The 10,365-nt window shown below is 72.1% G+C and carries 7 protein-coding genes; 3 read left to right on the forward strand and 4 right to left on the reverse strand.

Annotated elements, in window-relative coordinates; all coding sequences use genetic code 11:
• The 3 genes from TR49_RS45010 to TR49_RS16335 all read right to left on the reverse strand — a co-directional run bounded on the left by TR49_RS45010 (position 1) and on the right by TR49_RS16335 (position 3,584).
• Entirely contained in the window at positions 1–780 is a 780-nt protein-coding gene (locus TR49_RS45010; RefSeq protein ID WP_052434356.1) for a transglycosylase SLT domain-containing protein, read from the reverse strand.
• A gap of 1,017 nt (positions 781–1,797) precedes the next feature.
• Positions 1,798–3,153 (reverse strand): alpha/beta hydrolase family protein, encoded by a 1,356-nt coding sequence (locus TR49_RS16330; RefSeq protein ID WP_052434357.1) that lies wholly within the window; start codon positions 3,151–3,153, stop codon positions 1,798–1,800.
• A 164-nt stretch (positions 3,154–3,317) separates the two neighbouring features.
• The gene (locus TR49_RS16335; RefSeq protein WP_042382411.1) at positions 3,318–3,584 is read right to left on the reverse strand and encodes a hypothetical protein; all 267 of its coding nucleotides are present in this window, start codon (positions 3,582–3,584) and stop codon (positions 3,318–3,320) included.
• Positions 3,585–3,801: 217 nt separating this feature from the next.
• On the opposite strand from TR49_RS16335, the gene TR49_RS16340 reads away from it, so the two are divergent.
• The 3 genes from TR49_RS16340 to TR49_RS16350 all read left to right on the forward strand — a co-directional run bounded on the left by TR49_RS16340 (position 3,802) and on the right by TR49_RS16350 (position 7,859).
• Complete coding sequence (locus TR49_RS16340) at positions 3,802–4,137, forward strand: carboxymuconolactone decarboxylase family protein (RefSeq protein ID WP_042382413.1); 336 nt, start codon at positions 3,802–3,804, stop codon at positions 4,135–4,137.
• A 325-nt stretch (positions 4,138–4,462) separates the two neighbouring features.
• Positions 4,463–6,820 carry an arylsulfatase gene (locus TR49_RS16345; RefSeq protein ID WP_042382415.1) on the forward strand — a complete coding sequence of 786 codons (2,358 nt, stop codon included), beginning with the start codon at positions 4,463–4,465 and terminating at the stop codon, positions 6,818–6,820.
• 73 nt (positions 6,821–6,893) lie between these two features.
• The gene (locus TR49_RS16350; protein WP_236653395.1) at positions 6,894–7,859 is read left to right on the forward strand and encodes a formylglycine-generating enzyme family protein; all 966 of its coding nucleotides are present in this window, start codon (positions 6,894–6,896) and stop codon (positions 7,857–7,859) included.
• Between the two features lie 383 nt (positions 7,860–8,242).
• Here TR49_RS16350 and TR49_RS16355 read toward each other — a convergent pair.
• The coding region (locus TR49_RS16355; RefSeq protein WP_439654105.1) for an MMPL family transporter at positions 8,243–10,365 on the reverse strand (2,123 nt) is incomplete at its 5' end.

Genomic DNA, 10,365 nt, shown 5'->3' on the forward strand with positions numbered 1-10,365 from the left:
TCAGTAGCCCTGCTTGCCGTAGGCGATGGTCTCGAAGGAGCCGTAGCGGTCGTTGGCGTAGCGGACGCCCGCGATGATGCTGTCGACCGGGTTGAGGATGTCCTTGTGACCCGGCAGGGACCACTCGGCGAAGGTCGGCTTGATGGTCTGGATCAGGCCGTAGGTGCCGCCGTAGAGGGCCTGGTTGGAGTCCCAGTGGTTCTCGGCGCGGGGGTTGCCGGAGGACTCGGTCATCGCCCGGGCGCGGATGGACGCGGCCGAGGGGACCTTGTCGCCGTGGGCGCGGAGGATGTCGCGGGCCTGGGCGATCCAGCCGTCGAGGTTGTTCGGGTAGCTCTTCTTCGCGGGCGCGGGCTTCGCGGCGGGCTTGGCCGGGGCGGGCTTCGGGGCCGGCTTCGCCGCGGCGGGCTTGGCGGGCGCGGGCTTCGCGGGAGCAGGCTTGGCGGGCGTCGCACCGCCCAGCAGCACGGCCGGGTCCACGGCGGGCCTGGCGGCTCCCGGCTTGACCGGGGCCGGCTTCGCAGCGCCCAGGAGCGCGGTCAGATCAGCGCCGGACTTGGCGGCTGCCGCCTTGGCCTTGGTCGGAGTCGCGCCGCCCAGCATCTGCGCCAGGTCCGCGGCGGGCTTGGCGGAGGCTCGGTCGGCCACCGCGGTCTCGTTCGTCGCTGCCTGGGCAGGCGTCGCGTGCTGGCCGACGAGGACTGCGGAGGCGGCGACGCTGGACGCCATCAGAACGCCTGCGGTGAGGCGGGCACGGGTACGCGGGAGGCCGAGACGCATGTCACACTCCACAGGTCGTCGGACGCCGCCGCACGGTCCGACCCCGGGACAGGGCGGGAACGCAGCGCGGAGCCGCCCTTGGGAATTGGCTGGCTGTTCTCGACAGAGCCCGCGCGCATGCAGCGGGCCGTCGGTCGAGCGTGTCCGCGGGGCTGATCCGCCGGGCTCACCGGTGCTGCACCGGGCCCTCGCGCGGCGCTGGTTTGCTGCCGCGTTCCGCTGAACGACCTCCACGTTCACACGACGTGGCCGGACGGGCAAGAAACTTCGGCCGTAAGTGGTCTAACCCACACAAACCACGGCCATCATGATCAAAGGCCTTTGATTTGTAGGAAAAGGCCTAAATCGGTACAAACCGCAACGCCGCCGCGCCACCCAGGCTGCCAACAGCCCTGTTCCTGCGAGTGGAGTCCCGGGCGGCGGCCGGCCGGGACGGCGAGGGATCCGCGAGTGAGCGACGACGCTACGCGCAACCAACCGATCGGTCGGTCGGGTGCGGGACTCATGGAGTACCCAGGTCGGAATCGCGCAGAGAGTCTGTGCCGGCCTGGCCCGGACCGGGCGCGAGGAACTGCAGGCCCGCCGTGGTGGCCGACAGCGAGCTGCACGCCTGTAGCGGGGGATGTTCGCGTCCGCCCTGGAACTGCGCAGCGCCTGCTGGGGGGCTGTTGCCGACGACGATGGCGATCAGCGCGATGGGCGTGCAGCGCGTAGCCGTTGCCCGGCCTCGGCCAGAACGTCCGACCGGATCGCATCACGGACCAGGTCGGCGGTCACCTGGGAGATCGTGTGGTGGGCCGGGCCCGACCCGGCGCGCTGGGGGAGGTCGCTCGAAACCTGCTCCCCTTCGTCCCCGTCGTGGGCGGGGAGGTCACCACCGACTGGTTCTCCCGCATGCCCGCCGTGCGCCTCCCCGAAGCCCGCGCGTCGCCGCCGACCCTGCGGGAGCACGAGGTCACGGCACGACCCGACGCGTTGCGTTGCCTCGCGTCGGGTCGGGTCGGTCAAGGGTTCGACTCAGCGAATGAACGAGACCTCGGGGAAGCTCTTGGAGGGCCCGCTCATCAGCGAGTTGGTCTTGATGTGCAGCACCGTGTCGAAGTAGGCGGCCAGGTAGGTGCGCATGATGTAGATGGCCCGGTTCGGGTCCAGCGTGCCGAGGTCCTGCTGGACCTGGCTGGGCGTCAGGCCCATCTGCCCGCCTGCCTGGGAGAACAGCGTCTCGTAGTCGCTGAACGACAGGTGCTCGGTACCGGCCAGCTTCAACTCGTAGCGGGGGCCGGTCAGGTGCGACCAGACGCTGGCCCAGCTGCTGTCCTCCTTGCGGTCGTGGTACGACGCGCCGAAGAGGAGGAACGGGCGGTTCAGGTTCGTCGCGTCCTGCGGGCCGTAGAGCTCGCCGTCGAGGTCCGCCCCGGCGGCGATCCGCGGGTCGAGCGTCATCGAGTCCAGCACCGTCGGGCCGCCGTACGACCAGCCGAACATGCCGATGCGCGACATGTCCACGTTGCCCGACAGCCCCGCCGGGAGCGCGGCGCCGTCGACGTCGGGGTCCTTGCCGCCGGCGATCAGAGCGAGCTCGTTGACGACGAACTTGGCGTCGGCGGCGCGGACGGTGAGCGTGTACTTGGAGCTGGCGGGGGTGTCCGTCTCCAGCCGGGGGCCGGGAAACTGCACCTCGTCGGCCTCGTGGGTGCTGTCGAGCATGACGACCAGGTAGCCGCGGCTGGCCATGTCCTCCGCAAGGGCGGTGCCCTGCGAGCGGTCGGAGTGGAGGCCGGTCGAGTAGAGCAGCACCGGCAGCTTGCCGGCCTTGGGGTCCACCGGCGCGCCAAGGTGCCCGGCGGTGCTGGGGACGTTCATCGAGCCGGGCCAGACGTTCCAGTCGTGCAGGAAGCTGTCGGCGGCCTCGGACTGCAGCCACGGCGCGAGCGCGTGCCCGGAGGTCGCGGTGGCCGGGTACCAGAGCTGGACCATCAGCTCGCGGCGCGGGTGGGTCGGCACCCAGGGGTCGTACCGGGTCGGGTCGACGAGGTGCAGGTTCACCGTGCCGACCTGGTAGGGACCGGTCGGGGCCGGGATGACCGGGGTGACCCCCCAGTCCCCCTGACCCGCGGGCGCCGCACGGGACTTCGGCAGGGCCCGCGTCTCGAGGTGCCCACCGTTGGCGGCGGCGTTGGCAGCGGCCTGGGCCTTCGCGACGGCCGTGTCGTCGACGGGGGCGTCGGGGACGCTGTTGCCGGGCCCGTCGCCGTGGTGCGGCGTGCTCGCGGAGGCCGGCGCGACCGTTGCGCCCAGGCCGATGGCGACGGCCCCGAGGGTGCCGGCCGCCCGGACCAGCAGACGGCTACGGACTATTCGCGAAACTGACATGGGCGACCCCCTCGTGCACCGGTCGCGTCCATGGCGGCGACCTGGGTGCGCCAAAGGTACCGGTTCCGGACGGTGGCGCCGACCACCTGACGGGGAACCCGGTCCGGTTGCCAGCGAACTCCCAGAATCGCTCTGACCATGAGGAAGCAGCGCCCGGGCCTTCCTCAGTCCGGGAGCTCTCCGATCACCGTGACCGCCTCGCCGGCCTCGTGCGGATTGGCCAGACGCGTCGCCAACCGGCACACGTAGTAAGGATCCGCGCGGTCGCAGGCGTCGACCTGCGCGACCTCCGTGTTGTGCCCGCTGCCCACGCTGATCCACCACCCGACCGGCACCTGCTCCGTGAGGGTCAGGACCCACATGTGGTGGCGCGGATCGGTCTCGGTCTCCTCGGGAAACGCCTTCACGTCACTGACGAGCCTGGATGCCATGACCTCACGGTATCCACCGCCACAGCACGGAAGGGAGATCCCACACCGGGCGTGGCGGGTGACGCGGGGTCTGTCCGCCGACAGGCAGACGGCTGGCGCCGTCGGCGTGCGCCCCGCCTGGACAGCACCTAGCTTCGAAGGGCAAGCCGCCGATCCGCCGGACCACCAACAGCCCTCAGGGTCCCTGCGGTCGGCCACCGGCCCCCTGGAGGCAGTCATGACCACTGCATCATCCGACACCCCCGTGCTCGACACCCTGGCCGCCATGACGCTCGACTCGCTCGAGCACTGCGGCCTTGACGCCAAGACGCTGATCTTCACCCGCATAGCCGCGCTCGCCGCGATGGACGCACCTGCGATCTCCTACCTCGCCAACCTGGGTCCGGCCTCCGACGTCGGCATGACGGCCGAGGAACTGCAAGACGTGCTCGTCGCGGTGGCGCCCATCGTGGGCACGGCACGCGTCATGGCCGCCGCGGGCCACATCGCCCAGGCGCTGGGCATCGCCATCGCGGTGGCCGAGACCGGCATGGCCTCGGGGAACGGCGCCTGACCCGCGCCTGACCCTCGCCCGAGTCAAGCACCGCACGCCCCCGATGCTCAGCCGGAGCACCGGGGGCCGCTGCTGCCCACGCCTTCCGCGTTCGACGGGCAGCAGACGCCTCCGGCCTCGTCACCGGCGTGGAGCTCTTCCCCGACCGCGGCACGGCGCAGGCCTGAGCGGCCGTCACCCGTGTGCCCGCGAGCGGATGCAGCCCGACCCGCGGCGTCGAAGACTGGCGACTCGGCAGGCGCGCACAGCGCGCACGACGCGCCACGGCGCGCCAGGCCGGTCAGCTGGTGAGCCGGTGGGCTGGTGAGAGGTGGGCGAGGTTTCCATGGCTGACACGTTCCGGGGCGTCGTGAGTCTCGACGTCCGCGACTCCGTCCCCGACTGGGCTCCCTACGAGCAGCCGAAGGCGGCTCCCGGCTCGCCCAACGTGGTCTACGTCGTGCTGGACGACGTCGGCTTCGGCGCGCTCTCCTGCTACGGCGGGCCCATCGACACGCCGAACATCGACCGGCTGGCGGCGAACGGGCTGCGGTACAGCCAGTGGCACACGACCGCCCTGTGCTCGCCGACCCGCTCGGCGCTGCTGACGGGCCGCAACCACACCACCAACGGGATGGCGTGCATCAGTGAGGCCGCGATCGGCTTCCCGTCCGCCAACGGACACATCCCGCCGGGCTGCGCGACGCTGGCCGAGATCCTGGTCGACCACGGCTACAGCACCGCCCTGGTCGGCAAGTGGCACCTGTGCCCGGAGGACGAGATGAACCTCGCCTCCACCCGTCGCAACTGGCCGCTCGGGCGCGGCTTCGAGCGGTTCTACGGCTTCCTCGGCGCGGAGACCAGCCAGTGGTATCCGGACCTGGTGCACGACAACCACCCGGTCGAGCAGCCGCGCACCCCGGAGCAGGGATACCACTTCGGGGAGGACATCACCGACAAGGCGATCGCCTACATCGACGACGTGAAGGCCATCGCCCCGGAGCGGCCCGTCTTCCTCTACTACGCCCCGGGGTGCGCGCACGCCCCGCACCAGGCTCCGCGCGAGTGGATCGACCGCTACCGGGGCAGGTTCGACGTCGGGTACGAGGCGATCCGCGAGCAGATCCTGGCGCGGCAGAAGGAACTCGGCCTCGTCCCGGAGAACACGCGGGTTCCGCCGCTGAACCCGATCGGCACACCCGACTCCCGCACCGGCCCCGAGGGCAGGCCGTTCCCACCTTTGGACTACACGCGGCCGTGGGCGGAGCTGAGTGACGACGAGCGCCGGCTGTTCGCCCGGATGGCGGAGGTCTACGCCGGATTCCTGTCGCACTGCGACGACCAGGTCGGCCGGCTGATCGCCTACCTGGAGGAGATCGAACAGCTCGACAACACGATCTTCGTCGTGGTGTCGGACAACGGCGCCAGCGGCGAGGGCGGGCCGAACGGCTCGGTCAACGAGAACAAGTTCTTCAACGGCGTCGAGGACGAGATCGCCGAGAACCTCGCCATGCTGGACAGGCTCGGCGGGATCGAGACCTACAACCACTACCCCAACGGCTGGGCCATGGCCTTCAACACGCCGTTCAAGATGTGGAAGCGGTACTCGTTCAACGGCGGCACCTGCGATCCGTGCATCATCTCCTGGCCGGCCGGCATCGCCTCGCGCGGCGAGGTCCGCTCGCAGTACCACCACGCCGTCGACATCGTGCCGACCGTGCTCGAGTGCGTGGGCGTCGAGCTGCCGGAGACGGTCAAGGGCTACCCGCAGATCCCGCTCCAGGGCGTCAGCATGCGCTACTGCTTCGACGCCGACTCGCTGCCCTCCGCGAAGAGCACGCAGTTCTACTCGATGCTGGGCACCCGCGGGATCTGGCACGAGGGCTGGAAGGCGGTCACCACCCACCCCGCCATCAGCGGCTGGAGCCACTTCCCCGAGGACGCCTGGGAGCTCTACCACACCGACGAGGACCGCGCGGAGCTGCACGACCTCGCGGCCCAGGAACCGGGCCGCCTGCAGGAACTGATCGGGCTGTGGTTCTACGAGGCGGGGGTCAACCAGGCGTTCCCGCTCGACGACCGTTCCGCACTGGAGATCCTCTCCACGCACCGGCCCCAGCTCACGCCGCCGCGCAACCGCTACGTCTACCGGCCCGGCGGCTCGGAGGTCCCGGAGTCCGTCGCGGTCAACATCCGAAACCGCTCCTACACGGTCGGCGCACTCGTCAGCCTCCCCGGGCCGGGAGCCGGTGGCGTCCTGTTCGCGCACGGCGGCCGCTTCGGCGGGCACGCCCTGTACGTGCGGGACGGGCGCCTGCACTACACGTACAACTTCCTCGGCGCCGAGACGCAGACCGTGAGCGCGACCGAGGACCTCCCCACCGGTGACCGGCTCATCCTGGCCGCCTCCTTCGACAAGGACGGCGAGGTCTCCCCCGGTGTGGCGACCGGCGTCCTCAGCCTCTACCACGGGGACCGCAAGGTCGGCGAGGGCCGCATCAGGACGCAGCCCGGCCGCTTCACCCTGGCCGGTGAGGGCCTCAACGTCGGCCGCGACGGCGGCGAGCCCGTCACCGACGACTACCAGGGCGACGCACCCTGGGCGTTCACCGGCGGGACCCTCCACCGGGTGGCGGTCGACGTCAGCGGCGAACCCTACGTCGACCTCGAACGCGAAGCCGAGGCCATGCTCTCGCGGGAGTAGCGCGCCGATCGTACCAACGGCGCGCCGCCCGGGCGAACGGAGCCCCTCTGGTCACAGTGGTGGCATGCGGGACATGAGCGACACACTCGACCAGACGATCCTGCGCGGCATGGTCCGGCTTCACGGCGGGACGTTCCTGATGGGAAGCGCCTCGTACTACCCGGAGGAGCGGCCGGTTCGCGAGGCGGGCGTGGGCGCGTTCTGGATCGACGCTCACCCGGTGACGGTCGCCCAGTTCCGCAGGTTCGTCAAAGCCACCGGCTACGTGACCGTCGCCGAGCGCGCCCCCGCCGCCGAGGACTATCCGGGCGCCGATCCCGAGGCCCTGGTACCCGGGGCGCTGGTGTTCACGCGACCGGCGCGCCCTGTCGGGCTCGACGACTGGCGGCAGTGGTGGAGCTACTGCCCCGGCGCGCAGTGGCGCCATCCGCACGGCCCCCGGTCGACCACCCACGGCCGGGAGCTCCACCCCGTGACCCAGGTCGCCTTCGAGGACGCCCGCGCGTACGCCGCCTGGGCCGGCAAGGGTCTGCCTACCGAGGCCGAGTGGGAGTACGCGGCCCGGGGCGGGCTCGTCGGCGCCGAGTACGCGTGGGGCGACAGCATCGCGCCCAAGGGGCGCAGGATGGCCAACACCTGGGAGGGCCGGTTCCCCTGGCAGTTCCTGCCGGGGCGGCGTCAGGCCGCCCAGCCGGACACCACACCGGTGCGTGCGTTTCCCGCCAACCCTTTCGGCCTGTACGACATGATCGGCAACGTCTGGGAGTGGACGGCCGACCGCTACGCCTTGCCCGCCCCCGAGGAGCCTCCCGCGACCTGCTGCGCGCCGCAGCCGCGGCAGCCGGAGCCCGACGGCCCCGCAGACGCGGACGGCTCGGCCGCCGACAGGTTCCCCCGGCGGGTCACCAAGGGCGGCTCCTACCTCTGCGCACCCGACTACTGCGCCCGCTACCGCCCCGCCGCCCGCCAGGGCCAGACCGAGGACACCGCCACCTGTCACCTCGGCTTCCGCTGCGTGGTCCGTGACACCACCCCGTAGGCCGCCGCGCCGATCAGATCCAGTGATGGCGTGCGGCGTGGAGGGTGAGTCGGATGCGGGTGGTCGCGCCGGCCGTGTCCATCAGGCGGCGGATCCGTCGTTCGACGGTGCGCTTGCTGACGCCGAGGTGGCCGGCGAGGGCCCGGTCGGTGCTGCACCAGACCGGCCGCCGCCGACGCGCCCGACGCCGCCCGCACCTGACCGGTCGACCTGCCCGTCTGCTCCGCCGGCGTCGCCGCCCGGCCCTCGACCCGGGTCACCAGCGCCGGGTACACCGATCCGCCGCCACGCCCAACCCGAAACGGGACAGCAGCCGGACGTGGAGGGTGGCGGGCGCCCCAGGGTCCTCCGGGCCGCCCGCCGCATTCGGCTGTGTGCCAGGCTCAGTGCGAGAACCTGATGTCGGGCAGCAGTCGGGCCAGCCGGGGCGGGCAGGTCCAGGCCGAGCGGCCCAGCAGGCGCAGCAGCACGGGGAGCAGCACCAGGCGGATCAGGGCGGCGTCCAGGAAGACCGCGACGCCCAGGATGACGCCCATCTCCTTGGGCGGCAGGGGGCCGGACAGGGCGAAGGTGAAGAACACCGCCACCATCACGCCCGCCGCCGCGAAGACCACCCGGCCGCTGTGACGCAGCGCCCCGGTCACCGCCCTGCGCGGGTCGCCGGTGAGTTCGAAGTGCTCCTTGGCCGCCGCGAGCAGGAACACCGTGTAGTCCATCGCGATCGCGAAGATCATCGCGAAGAAGAACACCGGGGCCCAGCCGTCCAGGAAGCCCTGCGGTGTGAAGCCGAGCAGGCCGGCGCCGTGGCCGTCCTGGAACACCAGGCGGGCGACGCCGAACGCGGCGGCCGTGGAGAGCAGGCTGGTGAGCGTTCCGGCCAGGGCGGCCAGCGGTGCGCGCAGCGCCAACAGCAGCAGGACGAAGCCCAGGCCGAGGACCACGCCGATGACCAGCGGGGTCTTGGCGTCGAGCGCGGACTGCAGGTCGAGGTTCTCGACCGCGGCGCCGCCGACCATCGCGTGCTCCGGCAGCGCGGCGCGCAGGTGGTCGACGGTCGTCGCCAGCGCCTTGTTCGACGGGTCGACCGTCGGGACGGCCTGCACCAACACCAGGGCGGAGCCGTCGGCCGCGGGCTGGGCCGGGCTGACGGCGGCGATGCCGGGCGTCGCGTCGGCCGCGGCGCGGACGGCGTCGGCCTCGGCGGCCGGGGCGACGATCTGGAGTGTGCCGGGCATCCCGCGGCCGAAGGCCGCCTGGACCGCCGTGTAGCCGACCCGCGCGGAGGCGTCCGGCGGGACGACGCTGATGGAGGGCATCGAGGTGCGCAGGCCGATCAGCGGCGCGGCCAGGGCGAGCAGGACCGCGAGGGCCGGCAGGCCGTAGCGCAGCGGGTGCTTCCACAACTGCTCGCCCCACGAGGCGAAGCGCGGGGAGCCGTCGGCTTCCTCGGCCTCGATGTCGGCAGCCCTGCGGGCCCACGGCAGGCGGCCGTTGTCGACCTTGCGGCCGAGCTTGCCGAGGATCGCCGGGAGCAGGGTGAGCGTCGCGGCCAGCACGAAGGCGACGGCCAGCATGATGCCCGCGGCCATCGAGCGGAATGCGGGGACCGGGACCAGCATCACCGCGGACAGGCTGACCAGCACGGTCGCCCCGGACAGCGCCACGGCCTTGCCGGCGGTGTCCATGGTCTCGGCGACTGCCTCCACGGCACTGCCGCGTCGGGCCAGGGCCGCACGGAACCGCACCACGAGGAAGAGCGCGTAGTCGATGCCGAGGGCGAGCGCGAACATCATCGCGAAGTTCATGGCCCAGATCGACACCGGTGTGAGGTGGTTCAGCAGCACCAGCGCCCCGGCGGCCGAGGCCAGGCCGGAGATGGTGAGCAGCAGTGGCAGTCCGGCGGCGACCATCGAGCCGAATGCCAGCACCAGGATGGCCATGGTCACCGGCCAGCTCATGATCTCCGAGTGCAGCATCGCGCTGTGGTTGGCCTCGTTGAAGTCGCTCCACAGCACCGAGGAGCCCGTCGCGGAGACCGTCACGCCGTGCCCGGACAGCGCCGCCAGCGGGGCCTTGAGGTCATCGGCGGCGCGCACCATGTCGTTGGTGTCGGCCTTCGCACCCGCCAGCAGGATCGCCGTGTGGCCGTCCCGGCTGACGGTGGCGCCGGGCTGGGGTGCGACGACATCCGAGACGCGGTGGTCGGCGCGCAGCAGCGTCGTCGCCTTCGCGATCACCGACCGGACGGCCGGGTCGTCCACGGTGCCGCCGTCGCTGTGCACGACCACCTGCAGCGCGGAGGACGCGGCTCCGCCGAAGTGCTGCTGCGCAAGCTCGCGCACCTGCACCGACTGGGAGCCGTCGGCCTGCCAACCCGCTCCGGCCAGGTCGCTCATCGCCTTGGGCGCCAGGGCGCCCAGGCCGGCGATGACCACCAGCCACAGCACCAGGGTCACCCGGAACCGCCGCGCGGCCGCGGAGCCGAGCCGGCCCAGCAGCCCCACCC

It is taken from the genome of Streptacidiphilus melanogenes (assembly GCF_000787835.1).
In the GTDB taxonomy this organism is placed as follows: domain Bacteria; phylum Actinomycetota; class Actinomycetes; order Streptomycetales; family Streptomycetaceae; genus Streptacidiphilus; species Streptacidiphilus melanogenes.